General features: G+C 63.3%; 10 protein-coding genes. 4 read left to right on the top strand and 6 right to left on the bottom strand.

The window, feature by feature from the left end:
- Positions 1–117 precede the first annotated feature (117 nt).
- Positions 118–5,874 (bottom strand): alpha/beta fold hydrolase, encoded by a 5,757-nt coding sequence (locus IB267_RS15745; protein WP_192448451.1) that lies wholly within the window; start codon positions 5,872–5,874, stop codon positions 118–120.
- Between the two features lie 315 nt (positions 5,875–6,189).
- On the opposite strand from IB267_RS15745, the gene IB267_RS15740 reads away from it, so the two are divergent.
- The gene (locus IB267_RS15740) at positions 6,190–10,200 is read left to right on the top strand and encodes an AAA family ATPase (protein WP_192448450.1); all 4,011 of its coding nucleotides are present in this window, start codon (positions 6,190–6,192) and stop codon (positions 10,198–10,200) included.
- Here IB267_RS15740 and IB267_RS15735 read toward each other — a convergent pair whose 3' ends face one another.
- From IB267_RS15735 to IB267_RS15720, 4 genes are all read right to left on the bottom strand, one after another.
- Positions 10,201–10,686: an NUDIX hydrolase gene (locus tag IB267_RS15735; RefSeq protein WP_192448449.1), complete on the bottom strand. Its 486-nt coding sequence runs from the start codon at positions 10,684–10,686 to the stop codon at positions 10,201–10,203.
- Positions 10,687–10,905: 219 nt separating this feature from the next.
- Positions 10,906–11,859 carry a substrate-binding domain-containing protein gene (locus IB267_RS15730; protein ID WP_043612049.1) on the bottom strand — a complete coding sequence of 318 codons (954 nt, stop codon included), beginning with the start codon at positions 11,857–11,859 and terminating at the stop codon, positions 10,906–10,908.
- 63 nt (positions 11,860–11,922) lie between these two features.
- Positions 11,923–12,933: an ABC transporter permease gene (locus tag IB267_RS15725; RefSeq protein ID WP_043612051.1), complete on the bottom strand. Its 1,011-nt coding sequence runs from the start codon at positions 12,931–12,933 to the stop codon at positions 11,923–11,925.
- Between the two features lie 73 nt (positions 12,934–13,006).
- Positions 13,007–14,533: a sugar ABC transporter ATP-binding protein gene (locus IB267_RS15720; protein WP_043612053.1), complete on the bottom strand. Its 1,527-nt coding sequence runs from the start codon at positions 14,531–14,533 to the stop codon at positions 13,007–13,009.
- A gap of 162 nt (positions 14,534–14,695) precedes the next feature.
- On the opposite strand from IB267_RS15720, the gene IB267_RS15715 reads away from it, so the two are divergent.
- On the top strand, positions 14,696–15,718 hold the full coding sequence (locus tag IB267_RS15715) for a LacI family DNA-binding transcriptional regulator (RefSeq protein WP_043612055.1): 1,023 nt from the start codon (positions 14,696–14,698) through the stop codon (positions 15,716–15,718).
- A gap of 138 nt (positions 15,719–15,856) precedes the next feature.
- The gene (locus IB267_RS15710; RefSeq protein ID WP_043612058.1) at positions 15,857–16,156 is read left to right on the top strand and encodes a PRC-barrel domain-containing protein; all 300 of its coding nucleotides are present in this window, start codon (positions 15,857–15,859) and stop codon (positions 16,154–16,156) included.
- A gap of 157 nt (positions 16,157–16,313) precedes the next feature.
- On the opposite strand, the gene IB267_RS15705 is transcribed toward IB267_RS15710, so the two are convergent.
- Positions 16,314–16,706 carry a helix-turn-helix domain-containing protein gene (locus tag IB267_RS15705; RefSeq protein ID WP_192448448.1) on the bottom strand — a complete coding sequence of 131 codons (393 nt, stop codon included), beginning with the start codon at positions 16,704–16,706 and terminating at the stop codon, positions 16,314–16,316.
- A gap of 215 nt (positions 16,707–16,921) precedes the next feature.
- Between IB267_RS15705 and IB267_RS15700 the strand changes: the two genes are divergently transcribed.
- Positions 16,922–17,371 carry a GFA family protein gene (locus IB267_RS15700; RefSeq protein ID WP_192448447.1) on the top strand — a complete coding sequence of 150 codons (450 nt, stop codon included), beginning with the start codon at positions 16,922–16,924 and terminating at the stop codon, positions 17,369–17,371.
- The last annotated feature ends 41 nt before the right edge of the window (positions 17,372–17,412 follow it).

Here is a 17,412-nt window from a genome sequence, read left to right as displayed (position 1 = left end):
AACGTGCCGGGTCGAGCTTTCGTTTAAGGATTCAAGCCTGAAGCACGCAAGCACACGGCGCCCGCGAAAAGGCGCTCTGAAGGTGCCGATCGCACACCTTTGCACCTGGAGATGCGATCAGAGCGTGAGCGTCTGCACAGTCCCCGCATATTCGCAGTCGAGCTTCCAATCGGCGCCCTCCTGCCGGACGCGCAGGAACGTCGCCCCATCGCCGGGATCGGGCCTCGTCGCATTGACGATGCAACGATAGCGCGTGGCGTTGTAGTCGAACTCGAAGGTCTCCTGTTCGACGATGTCCTCGTCGATGCCGTTTGCAAAGGGATAGGGCGCATACATCGCCGCCGTATGGATCGAATGAACGGTCGTGATCGGTGTCCCGTCCATTTCCGTCAGCTTCGCGGTTGCGATGCAGCCCCGATGCTCATCACCGGAGAGCAACACGACATGCTTGATCTTTCCGGCGGCGATAACCCCAAGCACGTCGCGCAGGCTGTTTGGATACCCGTCCCAGCCGTCGGAGCGCAGCGCGCTCAGATTGTCCGGACTGAGACTTGTGTCCCGTTGAACCGCACGGCGATGACGCGGCAGGAACATCGATGGCGACGCGATGAATTTCGGGCCTGCGGCCGCAAGCCACGCCACAAGCTTGCCCATCGTCTGGCCGACGGCCAGCCCCGGGTCGAACAGGGTCGCGTTGGCAAGCCCGGCGCCGACCTTGCGGTGCGTTCTTTCTGTCCGGGTGTCGAGCAGGAAAAAGTGAAAGCCGTCGTAGTCGAAGGTGTTGTGCTGAACGTTCAGCTTGGTGTCCAGTCCACGCTGGTACTTCTCGAAAGCCGCAAAACCATCCTTCTTCAGCGTTGCATTCGAATCGATATCTTTCGGAGACGCGAGCGGCTCCCAATTGTCGTCAATCTCGTGGTCGTCCAGAAGCATGAACGACGGAATGCGGCGCAACACCTCGCGCACGTTGCGTTCGCGCAGCCACGCCTCGTAAGGCAGCCGATATCGGTCGTCGTTTGTCGCCGGATCATAGAGCCCGGCGGTCGGATCGACATAGACCTGATCGCCGACGAAGAGAGCAAACTTCGGCTGGATCCCCGCCCCTGCCCCGATCCTGTCGGCAACGCGCCCGTAGGAGCGATAGGCAACCTTGCCGTCGATGAAACCGGCCGGGTACTGGCACGAGCCCAGAATGAAGCTGGTACCGGCGGGCGAAGGGAGCGCCGCAGGAACGAGCGGAGAATCATAAGGGATCACGCCGTCCATCAGCCCCCGATCCTGCTCGATCAGGTTTTCCAGCGCCGCATCGCCCATCAGGAAGTTGAGCGTCATCGACGTACTGGCAGACGCCGTTGACTGCGGAACCGCGTCAACCGTCAAATTCGTCGTCGGTGTCATGCCCTTGTAGACAAGGCGGTTCGGCGAGAATTTTGTCACCTTGCCCGGATTGATGTCGGGCAACGGCGCCTTCATCGCATCCGATATTGCGCTCGATATCTGTTCGAAGCGCTCGTAGCGCAAATCTTGCAGCTTCTCTTCCGGGTTCGCGTTCGAATGCCGAAGGGCTGCTCGGTAGACGATACCGTCCTTGGCTAGTGCATAGTATTGGGCTTTTACCGCCCCGGGAGGCGCCAGAGTATCTTCCTCCGCGTAGGCGAGCAGGACGAGCAACGCGTTTCCCGGATAGTTCGGATCATACCCCGGCATTGACGTCGGGAGGGGAGCCTGGAACGCGTCCCAGCGATTGTCGCGCAACTCGGGCGACCAATAGACCATCATGTGGCTGAGGGCATAAGGCAGATCCCAGGGCAGGCCATCGGGACGAAGAATATCGTCGCCACTTACCTGAACACGCAGCATGATCACGCCCTCGGTCTGGCGGAGCGCCGGCAGCGAGCCGACGCGAATGACAAGATCTCCGAATTCCTCAGTGATGATCGGCCCGATCCAGGGCGGGTAGGCCGTCATCGTGGTGGCCGCGGCGACCGGCTGCTGCGTTATGTTCTTGTCGAGAAATGCTTCGATCTTCTGCAAGGTCGCGTATCGCGTCGTTCCGATAAGCGCGTCCTGGTGGCCGGCACCCGGGTTGAGATAGGGTTCCAGGTAGACACGCCCCGCATCGTCGAAGACGCGGCGCATGCGGTCGACGGTCGCGGGATCCGTCAGACCGTTGCCCGATCCGTGGACGCTGAAGGTGGGGAATTTCCAATTATCCCGCAGGAGTTCCCGCGACACCAGCCGGTTTTGCCCCCTGTAGTCGGTGAGCATGGCGTTGCGCACGAAATGCACTGTCGTGGAAACCGTATTGAGGCTGAGCGCGCCGAAATGCTCGTTGATGAAGCGCAGCATCTCCGGCTCCATGTTGGCGACGTTGAAGTCGCGTCCATAGAGCGCGTCCATCCGGTGCCGGGTCCTTGTCCACGGCGTCCGCTTCCAGGGCCAGACCGGGTTTTCCACGTCGAATTCCTCGACCGGGTAAGGAAGCGTTGACAGCACGCGGTCCCAAAGGTCGTCGGCGAGCGTCGGTTTATCCGGATTGAAGCTATAGCTGTCAGGCAGGAAGCCGAGAAGGTAGCGCACCGCATAGGCGCGGAAGATGTTGGCGGGCGTAAAGACCACCAGCGGACCGACCTGTGTGAAGGCCACCCGATCGACGAGATCGGTAATCTTGCCCTCCAGCGTGGCGATGCTGAAAACCATCGTGCCCATGCAATGGGCGATGACGTCGAGCTTCGGCGCGCCGGTCTGTGTGGCGATCGTCCGCAGGACCAAGGGCACGTCTTCCTTGCCAATTTCGTCGAAGCTCCAGGCAGCACTTGCGGTCGGGTGCGCCGGGCTGGTCCTGAGGTCGGCGATCCAGACCTCGCGCCCCGTCTTCCAGAAATGGCTCGCGAAGTTGGGATTGACGGCGTGGTGGGCAAAGGTTGTCCCGCCGGCGCTGTATCCGTGGATCATCACCAGCGGCCGCTTCGTCGTGCCGGGATGGGGATAGCGGGTCAGCAGGACTTTCCCGAGAACCGGCGGGCCGCCGAGTTGAGGCTTGGTCGTTCCGACGACGAGCGTCTGTCGCTGCGCTGCGACCGTGCCGCCTCCCTTGATCTTCAACTGCGCCGGCGGGCGGAAATCCACCACGTCGTTCGCCGGGTCCTTGTCCTTGTCGGGTGCACGGAAACTCCAGATATGCATGCCCAAAAGCAGCCGGAGAAAATACCCGAGGAAAGTCAGAAGCGCTCCGATCGCGGCGACGCCGTCGCGCTGTTCCGTGATGCGCACGAGCGGCACGCCGATGCGGGCGAGATAGTCGAGGTCGAGCGTCAGCACGCGGCCGCCGGACGCGGCCTCCAACCCCGGAAATTGCTCCAGCGCGACCTCCATGAGCTGACGCCAGGGATTGGAGCGCCGATCATAGGTGAAGCGCTTGGTGCCGACGATCCGGTCGCCCACAAGGGAGATGCCGCCGGTGATCGGGTCCGGCGTGCCGATCTTCAGATCATAGACAAAGGCGCGGACTTCGCCGGACCGGCTGGCGATGGCAAGACCCGAGCGGACGCGCTCAAGGAAGCCGGGCCCACCATCGCCATCGACGATCGCCTGATAGCTGTCGCGCAGGCCGCGATTGAGGACCCAGGCCTTGCCGGCACGCCAGATCCTGCCGCCGACCCACGTCGACTGGCGTTCGAGGACCCGCAGGCTGCCGGTCAGGGGCGCGGTAAAGGTGGCGATCGCCTCGAGCTTCTGCTCCTTCAGGCCGGCAGGCGCCCATGTCTGATGGAGATTGTCCCACTGATCCGCAGGAAAGATGCGGACCATGCTCCGGGCCAGCGGCGCTGTGGCATCGGTCGCGACCTCAAGCGTTCCATCGCCACCATTGCTTGGCGCGAGATCGGCCAGCGCCTTCGGTTTGAAACGCAGCGTGAGCTCGACAACTCGAGTTTCAACGGCTGTCCCGGCCGCCGAAAACCTGACCCGGCCGGCAAGGCGCTCGATGATCTCGGCATCGGCATCAGGGGCAGATGCGGCGGCATCGGTTTCACGAAACACCGGGCGAACCAAAGCAAGGCCGGGCGCAGCAGGAGCCGGGGCGACATAACCCCAGGCTGCTGCGAGCGTCTCCGAGGCGCGCAGGGCCACTGCCGCAATGGTGAGCGCCGGATTGGTGCCAAGCGCCGTCGGAATGATCGAGCCGTCGAGAATCACAAGACCATTGTGGAAGTCGTTCGGGAACTCCGATTTGAAGACGCGCCCCAGATGGTCGACGACGCCCGTCGCACCGGTGTTGCCCATTACGCAGCCGCCGAGCGGGTGCACGGTCGTAAGCGGACCGCGCTTGTTCTGTAGCAGCCAGTTCAGGCTGGCTGGAAGTAGCTTCCAGACGGGATTGGCGATAATGCGACCGCCCGTATTCTTCGCCAGCCGCGCCAGCGCCTCGACCTCGGTGTCGAAGACCGGCAGGGACGGCAGGTCGTCCCAGCGCATCCGCGCGGTGCCGTCGTTGTCGTCGGAAGCCGAACCATCCAGTTCCATACGCCCGGCGGCACCGTCATCGGCCATGACGGCATAGACAGCGGAATGTTCTATCCTGCCGGTCGGCGCCACATAGGCGTCATCGTCCGGGAAGCCCCGCGTATGCGTCGACCAGTCGATCCGGTCGAGGCCGTGAAGCGTGTTGAGCGTCGCAAAGATCTCGGTAAAGGCAAGGCGCAGGCCGGCTGGAACAGAGAGTTCCTCGATCAGGACGCCGGCCGTCTTTCGAAGATCGAGCACGCCGGTGATGGTGGGACCGATCGCGCGCCTGGAGGGCTGCACGGCCTCGTCCGAGACGGTATTGACTGGATTTGATGTGGCATAATCGGTCACCAGCATGTCGCCATTGGTCGAGCAGTGATTGCCGAAATGCACGGAGAGGCTAAGGCCCTTGGCCTGTGAGCGCTTCAGAATTTCGAACGAGCCGAGCGTGCCCGCCGCCAGCACGACCTTGCCTGCGCGCACCTGCAGCACCTCGCGGTCGCGTCCGCGAAGGGCCGCGTCGGTATAGACGCAATCGACGATCCAGTTGCCGCCGTCCGGCTTGACGCTGAGCACGGTCGCGCCGCTGAAGATTTCCGCCTCGTTGCGCAGCGCCGTCACGAGCAGGTTGACGTCGAGCGAGTTCTTTGCGCCGAAATTGCAGCCTGTCGCACAGTCGCCGCAGCGCACGCATTTGTTAAGCTGGACATTTCCCGAGCTTACCGTGTCGGTCATGGCGACCGTAATCGCCGCCTCGCGGAAACCCGTCGATGCGATGTTGCGGAAGGATTTGTGTTTCTGGGGTATGCCGTCGGGATGGTTCGAGATGGAGTTCGGGACACCGTTTGCGGTGCCACCCAGAAGCTCGCTTGCACGATCATAATACTGCCGCCAGGTCGTCAGGTCCTTGAGGTCATCGGGCCAGCGCGTGTGAAACACGTTCTCGTCGGGAACCTCCATGACGCCGGCATTGATCAGCGAACCGCCACCGACGCCGTTTGCGACCACCGTGACGACCTCCGGGCCGATCCGTACGTCGACCAGCCCCTCCTTGTTGCGATCGCGACGGATATGGCGGGGCAGCTCGGCAAGGCCCGTCGGAAACGAGCCCGGCAGATACTCCTTGCCACGTTCGAGCACCCCGACCTTGACCGGGGCGCCGCCCTTCGTGCGGCCGGCCATAGTGGCGGCAGCAATCGCGCCGCCATAGCCACTGCCGACGATGAGGACGTCGAAGTGGAGTGCGGCCGGCGCCTTTCGAACCCGGTCGACCAGCCTTTCGAACCCCTGGGAAATCCAGGCTGTGTGCGAGGTGTTGTCGAAATCAGCGCCGGCCATGGTCGCCTCCGGGACGTTGGTCTCGGGCACAAGGCGGGTATCCGTAGTTCCAATCGGACATAACGCTCTCCATAAGATGCGTCTGACGCCTGAACTCGGTGTGCGAGCCGCGATGGCTCATGTCTTTCGGTGCCCCCAATAGGAGGCGTCGACATCCGGGAAGAATGCAAAAATCCGAAGCGTGTGCGGTTTCCGCCAATGCCGATCCATCGAAGTCGGCTAGCCCTCTTAGCGATTGCTAAATAATATGCGAGAGTCAGCAAATCGGCGAGGGATAAATGCACTTCTGCGCGAAAAGAGCCCCTGTTTCGCGCATTTCGTGATCAATCACCGCGCGAAGGAAACATGGAGAAGGTCGCAAAATCGCTCGAAGGGTTTTTGCCGCTGAACCTGCTTGGCCGACTTTACGGCTCTGACGGAGAGCGGCCGGCGGCGGTCGAGTTTCCGGCTGCCGTGATCTTTGTCGACGTGTCGCGCTATACGGCCCTCGTCGAGCAACTGGCGCGACGCGGCAAGGAAGGGCTGGTGCAGATCCCGAAGCTGCTCGGCCTTTCCTATGCGCGCTGTGCCGACCATATCTGCGACCGCGGCGGTGAAGTCCTCCTCTTTGCGGGCGACTCGCTGCTGGCCTATTGGCCCGCCGACGAAACGGGTCTGGCGCGCGCGGTCAAAAATGCGGCCGAGTGCGCCGAGGCTATCTGCAAGGAGAGCCGCGAGCGGCGAGATCCGGGCGCAGGCGAAATCGGACCGACGCTGCATATCGGTATCGGCGCCGGGCAACTCTGGGCGGCTGCCATCGGCGGCCAGCCGGTATGGAACCTTGTCGCCGGGGGTGATGCCGTCGTCCAGGCGGCAAGCGCGCAGACACTCGCCCACCGCTGGGAAGTCGTTCTGTCGCCAGAGGCGGCAAAGACGCTGACTGATGACGACGAAACGCGTGCGCCCGTCGTCGCACCAGCGCACGCGCTAATCGCGCACGAATGGCTCGTCGCGTTCCTTCCGATGCAGCTTCAGGAATTGCTTGGCCCCTCGCCGACGAACCCGGCAAGAGAACCCCCATCCCCCAAAACCTCGGCCGAAGGCAATCTCCGTCGCGATGCGCGGCTCGACACGCTTGCGGAGATCAGGCCGGTGTCCGTCGTTTTCGTGCGGATCATCGGTCTCCAGCACCAGGATGCCCAGGCGCTCGTCCGGCACCAGAACCTCTGCGTCACGCTTCAGGCGATTTCGCACCGGTGCGGCGGCCCGCCGGGCGAGCTGCTCTTCGACGACAAGGGGCTCGTCTATCTCTGTGTTTTCGGGACACGCGGGACGTTTCACCGCGACGACCCGGCCCGCGCCGTGGATGCCGCCCGCGCCATCGGTCGCCACATCGCCGAGATGGGGCTTGCCGTCTCGGTCGGCGTGGCGACGGGCGAGGCCCTGTTTCGCGTGGTCGGCAGCGCGCGCCGTCGGCAGCTGATGGTTCTCGGCACGCCGGTCAATCGCGCCGCGCGCCTCGTCACGACCGTCTCCAATGATGTGCTGTGCGATGCGCCGACCGAAAGGGCAAGCCGGACATCCTTCGATTTCGAGCAACGCGGAACCGTCCAATTGGCGGGCCTGGGCGACGTGGCGCCCGTCTTTCGTCCCCTCGAACCGCGGTCGCGGGCCCTGCCCGCAACAACGCTGATCGGCCGCGAGCGGGAACTCGCCTTCCTGCAGCATGCTTTCGAGGAGACGCGCGGCGGATCGAGCCGCCTTGTCGTCATCCTGGGCGAACCGGGCATCGGCAAGAGCAGGCTGGCGGCCACCTTTACCGACAATCTTCACGCAGCCGGCGTTGCGATCGCCGTGACGCTGGCCGAACGGGACGACCGGCGAAGCTCGCTTCTGGCCTGGCGGCGCGTCCTTGAAACGCTGTTGGGACTGCCTGCCGAAAGCGATGGCATCGTCCTGCTCGAAAGCATCACCGCGCGCATCCGCACGGCGTCATGGATCGCCGACCGCCTGCCCCTCCTCAACGACCTGCTCGCGATCGAGATCGAGCAGAACGAGGGAACGCGCCACCTGGAGGGCGCCCACCGCGCCGATGCGACCATGCGCCTTCTCGGCGATATCCTCGGCGTCCTGGCGCCTCGCCCGTTCGCCCTCGTGCTCGAAGACAGCCAGTGGCTGGATTCTGCCTCCTGGCGACTGGTCGAATGGGTGCTCGGCTCCGTGCCGTCGCTGCTGCTGGTGCTTTGCGTGCGCTCCGAAGAGGTGCCCGAGGATCTGAAGCAATTGCGCCGACGGGTCGAGGCGGCAGGCGAGACCGGGACCGAGGCGGAGGAGCCGGCCCGACGCTACCGCATCCTCGAACTTGAAGAACTCGACGATGGTACCGTTTGCGAACTCGTATCGCGCACACTTGGCGAGGTGCCGCCGCAACAGGAACTCGCGCGCAGGGTCGCCGCCCTCGCCGGAGGCAACCCCTTCTTTGCCGAGGAGATCGCGCTGACGCTGAAGAGCGAAGGCCTGATCGCCGTGCGCGACGGCCTCTGGCGCTCGATCCGCCCGCTCGAGGACCTGCAGTATTTCGAGGGCGTCGAGCGCGTCATCCGGGAGCGGGTCGATCGCCTCGACTCGATATCGCAGGACGTGATCAAGGCGGCGGCCGTCATTGGGCGCTCGTTCACCTTTGCCGAGTTGGAGGCGTTGCTGAAGGACGAGCTGAACGCAGAAGGGCTCGGCTCCGCCGTCGAAAGGCTGGTCGATGCCCATCTTGTGCGCCGGCTCGGTCAAGCCGGAAGCTACGAGTTCCGCCACGACCAGACGCGCGACGTGGTCTACGGATCGATGCCGGGCGACCTGCGCAGCCGTCTTCACGCATCGCTCGCCCACTGGCTGGAGCGCAGCCGCATCGAGGCGATGGGTGGGGATCTGGCCGTTCTCGTCCAGCATTTCGAGGCGGCGGACAACAAGGAGAAGGTCGTAAAATATGCGGATCTGGCGGCGGCCAGAGCGCTGCAGGTCGGCGCCTTCCGGGAGGTCGAGTCCTTTCTCGGCATTTGCATGGCGCACGAGCCGAAGCCGCAGGACTGGACGCCGGAACAGCGGCTGCAGGCGGTTCGCTGGCGGCGCAAGCTGGCCGAGGCGCACTACAGCCGCGGCGACATTCACGCACAGGGCATTGCCGTCAGGAACGCGCTGAAGGCAGCCGGCCAACCGGTCCCTGTCTCTTCGTCCGCGACCCTGATGCGGCTTGCCGCCCGCAGCCTGCGGCTTGCGGTGCAGCAGATGCTGCCCGAAACGGCGAAGCTTGCCCACCGCGAGGACCGGTTGTCCTGGGAGAGGGAAATGGCGCGTTGCCTGAACCAGGCAGCGCTGGTGGATTACTTCGAGCTGCGCTTCACCCGCGGAATGTGCAATCTCGTCGGCGCGGTCGCGCGCGCGGAACGGACCGGACGGACGATCGAAATGGCGGTTGCCGCCTCGCAGCTCGGCTGCGGCTTCGGGATGATGGGCTGGCGCTCGGGGTGCCGCTATTTCATGGAAAGGGCCGAGCGGATCGCGACCGAGCTGGCAGACACCGCCATCCATGCGCATGTCTGCAATCTCGACGCGCTCTGGCAGCTCGGGCGCGGCGAATGGGCGGGGGTGGACGCAAGGCTGGAGCAGGGCCAGCAGTTCTGCCTTCGGGCCGGCGATCAATTGCGGTGGTGCAATGCCCAGGGCATGCGCTTCTGGTCCCTCTATTATCGCGGCGAGCAGGCCGCGCTCGAACCGACGACGACCGCCCTGCTCTCGCGCGCGCAGAATGCCGGCAACATCCAGCAGGAAATCTGGGCGTTGCGCTGCAAGGCGTTGTGCGTGCTGCACACGGATCAGCCGCGCGAGGCGGTCGACATTCTCCGACTAATCACCTCGGCAATGCTCGGGTCGGTCGATCTGGCGGCACAAATATCGGCGAAAGGCGCCCTTGCACTGGCGCTCGCGCGCACCGGACGGCATGCGGAGAGCGTCCAGGCGGCCGCTGAAACCTTGCAACTGGTAAAATTGATGCGCCGGCCCTCGTCCCACAGCACCTTGGTCGGCATCTCCGGCGCCGCCGAGGTTTTCCTGCGCGGCCGGGAAGCCGGGCTCGCCCATGCTTACGAGGAATGGCCACGATGGGAGGGCCAAGCGCTGCGCGAGCTCAAACGTTATGCCCGAGCTTTCCCGATCGGCGTGCCGCAGCTTGCGCTTTGGTCGGGCGTATCACTCTGGCTGGAGGGCAAGGAGGCGGGCGCGATGTCCGTGTGGAAGGACGGCATGACGGCCGCGCAGCACCTCAGTCTTCGGCGCGACGAGGCCATGATCGCCGCCGAACTGCGCCGCAGGCGGGACCGCACGTGACTAACCGGCGCAACGCGCGAGGTTGTCGTCTCCACGCTCGCCCAGCCGTTCGGTGAGGAGGGTTCTAAGGCCAGGCTGTCCGACAAGCGACGCCGCAAGGGATGCCGGCACCCACCGCATCGTGCGCGCACCTTTTTCCGGAAAGTCGGGCGCCATCGACGCAACGGCGATCAGGTGAACCTGGACGTGATAAACGGCGGTCTTGCCGACCTTGCTGTAGGTGTAGCCGCCGATTTCGCCGGTCAACGCCGTTCCGATGACGCCAGCCTCTTCGAACGCCTCCCGGACGGCAGCGCGAAGGGTGTCTTCGCCATATTCCAGGTGCCCTTTGGGAATGCCCCAGAGCCCGGTGGTGCGGCCGCAAATGAGCAGCACTTCAAACCGGTCCCCATCCGCTTCCTTGCGAAAGCAGATCGCACCAGCCTGGTCGACGACGACCGGCTCAGCGTCGGAAACGGCAATCACGTCAGATGACAGACGTGACACAGCGCATGTTTGCATCATCGTTCACATATTGAACTGACTGGAGGCCAAGTGAGGGTTAGGCGGCTATGTGACAGTTTTATGACGAGTGAGGGTGAAATTCAACAGGACGCTAATGCAATTAAACGGCCGGAAAGACAGCATTCCGCGAGGCAACATTTTTAGAGTTTGTGAAGCTGATGACGGCCCGCAAATCGCGGGCCGCCTTCGCATGAAGCTTAATCAGAACGGCGAATCCGGGAAGTAGAAGTCCTTCGCATTGTCCTTGGTCACGAGCGTTGCATCGATCGTGTAGACGCCGCGAACCGGAACCTGGCCGTAGAAGTTGGCGACGGTCATTTCGAGTGCCGTGCCGACCATTGCCGGCGGATAGAGCACGTCGACCGGGATCATCTTGTCGCCGTCCATGACCTTCTTGATCATTTCCTTCGAGCCGGCGCCGGCAACGACATACTGGATGTCGGTGCGCTTGGCCTGCTCGATCGCCTGCAGCACGCCGACGGCCATGTCGTCGTCCTGGCACCAGACAACATCGATCTTCGGGTACTTGGTCAGGTAATCCTGCATGACCTTGAAGGCGTCGTCGCGGTTCCAGTTGCCGTACTGGCGGTCGAGAACCTTGACCTTGGAGCCTTCGATGCCCTTGTCGAAGCCGTCCTGGCGCTGCTGGTCGATCGGGATCGGCAGGCCGCGGATGACGACGACTTCCGCTTCCGGCGTCGTAGCCTTGATGTATTCGCCGGCAACCTGGCCAAGCGCCGGGTTGTTGCCGGCAACGTAGAGGTCACGCACCGAGTTGTCGTTGACGCTCGGCGCACGGTCGACGAGAGCGACGAAGGTCCCCTTGCCCTTCACTTCCTTGATGGCGTTGACCAGCGGATCCGGATCGGTCGGCAGGATGACGAGCGCGTCGATCCCCTGCGTCTCCAGATCCTGCACGGCATTGGCTTGGCTTGCCGGATCCGGCGAGGTCTTGACGATCACATTCAGGCCGGGATTGCGCTCCATCAGGATCTTGGCGACCCGTTCGGCATGGAATACCACACCGGCCGTCCAGCCATGGTCGGCAGCCGGGATCGACACGCCGATGGTTACCTTCTTTTCCTCCTGCGCGTGCGACACGCCGGCAAAGGCGGTCATCGCCGCAAGGGTCAGGCCGAATAGCTTCTTGTTCATTAAGTTCCTCCCAAATTTCAGGTCAGCCTGTTCAAGGCCGGGAGACCTGTAGGCCCGGCCGTCTCACGACTTCCGCACCAGCGAGCGCTGGACGAGCATCGCAATGATGATGATCGCGCCCTGGATGGCACCGATCAGGTATTCGCTGATGAAGTTGGAGAGCAGCATGATGTTGCCGACCAACTCGAGGATGAACGCGCCGCAGATCGTACCCCAGACGCGGCCCGCACCGCCTTTGAGCGCCGTGCCGCCGACGACGACGGCGGTGATCGCCTGCAGCTCCCACAGAATGCCTGTCGTCGCCGAAGTCGAGCCGAGGCGCGGCACGTAGAGGAGAACGGCGACCGCCACACAGAGCCCTTGAATGACGAAGGCGATGGTGCGCACGCGATTAACGGAGATGCCCGAGTAGCGGGCAACGTCGCGATTGGAGCCAACGGCAACGACGTGGCGGCCGTAGCGCGTACGGTAGAGGATAAAGGCAGCAACAGCAGTCACCGCAAGGATGACGACGATCGGAACCGGCACGCCGGCGATCGTGCCGAAATAGGCCGGCCGATACATTTCCTGAAGCTCAGGTTCCTTGAGCGTGATGGCGCCGCCCTGCGAGAGCCAGGTCGTCAGCCCGCGATAGATGCCCATGGTGCCGAGTGTGGCGATGAAGGGCTCGATTTTGCCGACGGTCGTGATGAGGCCGTTGGTGAGGCCACAGAGTGCACCAGCGACGATGGCGAAGAGAATTGCCGCCAGGAGCATGAGCACCGGATCGGCGATGACGCCGGAGTTCATGAACAGGATCATCAGGCTGGCGATGAAGGCGACCATGGCGCCCACGGAGAGGTCGAGATCCCCGGATGAAATCACGAAGGTCGCGCCAACCGCGATAATGGCAATGAAGGCGCTTCGGGTCGCGACATTGGCGAGGTTGGTGATGCTGATGAAGTTGGGATTGACCAGCGCGCCGACCAGGAGAAGCAACGCCAGCGCAACGAACGGCGCCACGGCCCTCAGATCGATGTCACGCCAGCTGCGGCGGCGGATGGCTTCCTGGCTGCCTTCCTGGTTCACGCTCATGTCCAATCGAACCTCCCCCATCTGTCGGGATTCTTGTTGTTGTCGTTGCCGGCGGCCGCGCCGCTGACGCGGCTCAAGCCGCCGTCTTTTTCTTCAAACCTGCGGCGTAGCGCATGATCTCCTGTTCGGAGATCTCGTCGCCTTCGAGAATGCCGGCTATATGGCCTTCCCGCATGACCGCGACGCGACTGCAAAGACCGATGATCTCCGGCATCTCGGAGGAGACGACGATGATCGAGCGGCCGTCCCGGGCGAGCGCCGAGATGAAATGATAGATCTGCTGTTTCGTGCCGACGTCGATGCCCCGCGTCGGCTCATCGATGATGATGATGCTGGGGTCGGTTTCCATGACCTTGGCGAGAAGCAGCTTCTGCTGATTGCCGCCGGACATGCGCCCCGCGACGATCCTGTCGTCCCGCACGCGAATGTCGAAACGACGGCGCGCCTTGACGAGGGCTGCCTCTTCGCTGCCGGGGTCGAGATAGCCAAGACGGCTGTGCCGGCCGAGCGATTGCAGCGTCAGGTTCGCCATCATGCCGGCATTGAGCAGCAGACCCTTGGCCTTGCGGTCCTTGGTCATATAGGCAAGACCGGCCTTGTTGGCCGCATGGACGTCACCGGATGGCACAGGCTCGCCGCGAACCAGCACCTCGCCGGCCGTGCGCGCACGCAAGCCGACAATCGCCTCCATCAGCTCCGTCCGGCCCGAGCCGATCATGCCGGAAAAGCCAAGGACTTCGCCGCGACGGACATCGAAGCTTGCGTCGCGAACATAGCCGGTCGAAATGGCATCGACCCGCAGAACCACCTCTTCGTCGACATCGGGCTCGTTCTTGGCGGGATAGAGGCTCGACAGTTCGCGCCCGACCATCAGCTGGGCAATTGCCTCGCCATCGAGAATGGATGTCGGCGACGTCTTGATCCACTGGCCGTCGCGCAGCACCGTCACGCGATCGGTCAGTTCCATCACCTCGTCGAGCTTGTGAGACACGAAGACGAAGCTCGTTCCCTTGTCGCGCAGCTTGCGCACCAATCGGAACAGGAAGTTCGTCTCCTCGCGCGACAGTACGGCCGTCGGCTCGTCCATGAACACGACGCGCGCATCGCGGCTGATGGCCTTGGCGATCTCGACCATCTGCTTCTCGGCGATCGACAGCGACCCGATCATCGCGCTCTCATCGACATGCGAACCGAGGAGATCGAGCACACGACGGGTCTCGGCGCGCATGAACTTGCGGTCGAGCACGCCGAAACGGGTTACCTCGCGGCCGAGAAACAGGCTCTCTGTGACGGTCAGATGTTCGGCCAGATTGAATTCCTGGTGGATGATGACGATGCCGAGCGCTTCGGCCGCACCATTGGCCGGCAGCTTCGTCGACTTGCCGTCGAGAAGGATCTCTCCCGAGGTCGGCTGTTCGAATCCCGACAGGATCTTCACCAGCGTGGATTTGCCAGCGCCGTTCTCGCCCATGAGCGCATGAATCTCGCCCTGGCGAAGCTCGAAATCGACGCTGAAAAGCACCTGCACGCCGCTGAACGACTTGCTGATGCGGCGCGCCGACAGTACGACGGGAGCCCCGTCGACATGCTCCGTGCTCATTATCCCCTCCCTGCGGCCTCCACCGCTATTTCAATGATGTAAACCTTTACACTCGCCGATGTAAAGGTTTACATCATGCTTGCTCGACAATTTTTTTGGCTTCTTCGTTTGACCGTCGGGCGAACCTGTGTAACGTCCACGCAGCAAATTCCGAGGCCAAGCGTGTCCAATTCCCAGCCCGCAACCATTGAAGACGTCGCACGCATCGCCGAGGTGTCGATCGCGACCGTATCGCGGGCCATCCACATGCCGGAAAAGGTTGCCAAATCGACCCGCCTCAAGGTTAACCAGGCGATCGCGATCACCGGCTACACACCCAATGCGATGGCGCGCAGCCTGCGGCTCGGCCGCTCGAACATGATCCTCGTGGTCGCGCCCGATATCGGCGACCCGAACTTCTCCAGCATTCTGGTGGGTCTCGAAAACGAAGCGCGCGCCCATGGTTACGGCGTGCTGATCGGCCACACGCAGAACGACGCCCAGCGTGGCCTCGAATATCTGAAATTCTTCAATTCCAACCAGGCCGCGGGCATGATCCTGTTTACGGGTATCCTTCCCTTTGGCCATCAGACGCTGACGGCCCGCCTGCCGCCGACGGTCGGCGTCTTCGAGCCGGTCTTCAACGGCGGCATCCCCTATGTCGGGGTCGATGACGTCGAGGGTGCGCGCAAGGTCGTCGACCTGCTCATCTCCGAAGGGCACCGGCGCATCGCTTTCATCGGCGATTCCAACACCCGCCTCGCCTATGGTCGGCGGCGGCAAGGATATGAAGCCGGGCTTGCGGCCGCCGATATCGCCATCAATCGGCGCCTGATCATGGAAGGGGACGGCACCGTGGAAAGTGGCAGGCTGGCGCTCGAGCAGCTGTTCATGCGCGACGACCTGCCGACCGCCTTCATGTGCGTCAACGACCAGACCGCGCTTGGCGTGACGCTTGGCCTGCGCGCCCGCGGCTACGATATCCCCGACGATTTTTCCGTCACCGGCTTCGATGATGTCCCGCAAGCAAGTTTCATGACGCCTTCGCTGACAACCATACGCCAGCCCCGCACCGCCATCGGCAAGCACGCAATGGCGCTGCTTCTGGAGCTGCTCTCGGACCGCGCAGCCTCCGAAACGGAAATCCTGCTGCGACCCGACCTGGTGATCCGCAACTCCGTCGGCCCGCCGCCGGCACGGCGATGACGCGACATTCCCATCCGTTCTGAAAACGGCTGCCCGCGCTTTCGACGATGATCCACTGCCCCCGCGCCTGTGACGTCGCGATGGAACCGTTTGCGCTCAAATCGGTTCTCCCCGTGTGAAGTCAAAGGAGCAACGAAGATGGATCACACTGGTCACGTACGCCTCGCAGCCACCGAACTGACGCCGGCGATTTTGGAAGGGGCGACCGTTTACGGAGCGGACGACGATAAGGTCGGCACGGTCGACCACATCCACGGCGTCGGTACGGCGAGCACCGTCATCATCGACGTCGGCGGCTTCCTGGGCATCGGCGCAAAACCCGTGGCCGTGCCGCTTGCCGATCTCGATTTCATGCGTGACGAAGACGGCGACGTCCACGCCGTGACGACGTGGACCAAGGATCAACTCAAGGAAATGCCCGAGCATTACGACTCGTAGCTTGGCTCATACACACAGGCCTGGCAGGGAGACCTGAGCTTTCCAGCCTGTGGAGTTGTACAAGGAGTGCGGCGGCGGTCAAATGCATCCCTGGCCGCCGCATACGGCAGGACACTCCATCCCGCAGCGCGGTCTCCGCTGGAACCGACCCACCTCATCACGCAACGATAACAGTCTCATCGTCGGCGGGGATCCGTGAACCGACGTCGCCGCGTCCTTCGCCCTTTGCGGCAAGCCTTGCCTCATGTTCCCTGCCCCAGGCCGACAGGACCGTGACCGCGTCGTTGAGGGTCTTGCCAAACTCCGTCACCGAATACTCGACCCTTTGGACGGCGCCCGGGAAAGCTTCGCGGCGAACCAGGCAATCGGCTTCCATTTCGCGAAGTTGCTGCGTCAGCACCTTTTCACTGATCCCCGGGAGGAGCCGTCGCAATTCGCCGAACCGGCGCGGCTCGATGTTGACCTCCCACAATATGAGCGTCTTCCATTTGCCGCCGATGGCATTCAGCGCCGATGCAAAGCCACATTCATCCTGCTGCAACCGTTTCACGCGCCATGCTCCACTTCCGGCTTACCGCTTACTTTAAAGTGCGTAATTTACAGGCTCCGAAAACCGCTCCTATTAGACGGCAGCTTTCAATCGGAGTTGTCGTTCATGATCAATATAGGTGTTGCAGGCGGTGGGCGCACTGGCCCCGCGCGCGCCCGGATATTTGCAGCAAGTTATCCGCTGGATGAACTCGTGGTCTTGGCGAGGTATGCGCCATGACCACAAGCGAGCGCCGGCAAGACAATGGACGGCCGCAGGACACGGAACGCGCCGGCAAGAGAACGGCAAGCTGTGCCTGCGGCGGTCTGAAGGTGACCGTTAGCGACGCCCCTGCCCGCGTTTACGCCTGCGCGTGCCTGGAATGCCAGCGCGCGACGGGATCGGGCTTCGCCTACCGCGCCCGATATTCCAGGGCGACCATCGCCATCGAAGGGGAACGCCGGGTATGGCGACGCGGCAGCGACGCCGGCCGCTGGGTGGACCAGACCTTCTGCCCGACATGCGGAACGCTCGTCTACATGGAAGCGGAGGCACTGGCGGACGCGGTGGTGATCTCCGCGGGCTGCTTTGCCGATCCGGACTTCCCGCCGCCGGCCGCCATCTTCTGGGCCTCGCGCCGGCACAGCTGGTATGATCTGACAGAGGGTATCGAGACATTTGGATAGGCGGTCGATCACGAAACACGCGTCCAGCCCGTCCGCCGCGG

Source organism: Ensifer sp. ENS09, assembly GCF_014852425.1.
In the GTDB taxonomy this organism is placed as follows: domain Bacteria; phylum Pseudomonadota; class Alphaproteobacteria; order Rhizobiales; family Rhizobiaceae; genus Ensifer.
This window is presented reverse-complemented; position numbering and strand designations above follow the sequence as displayed.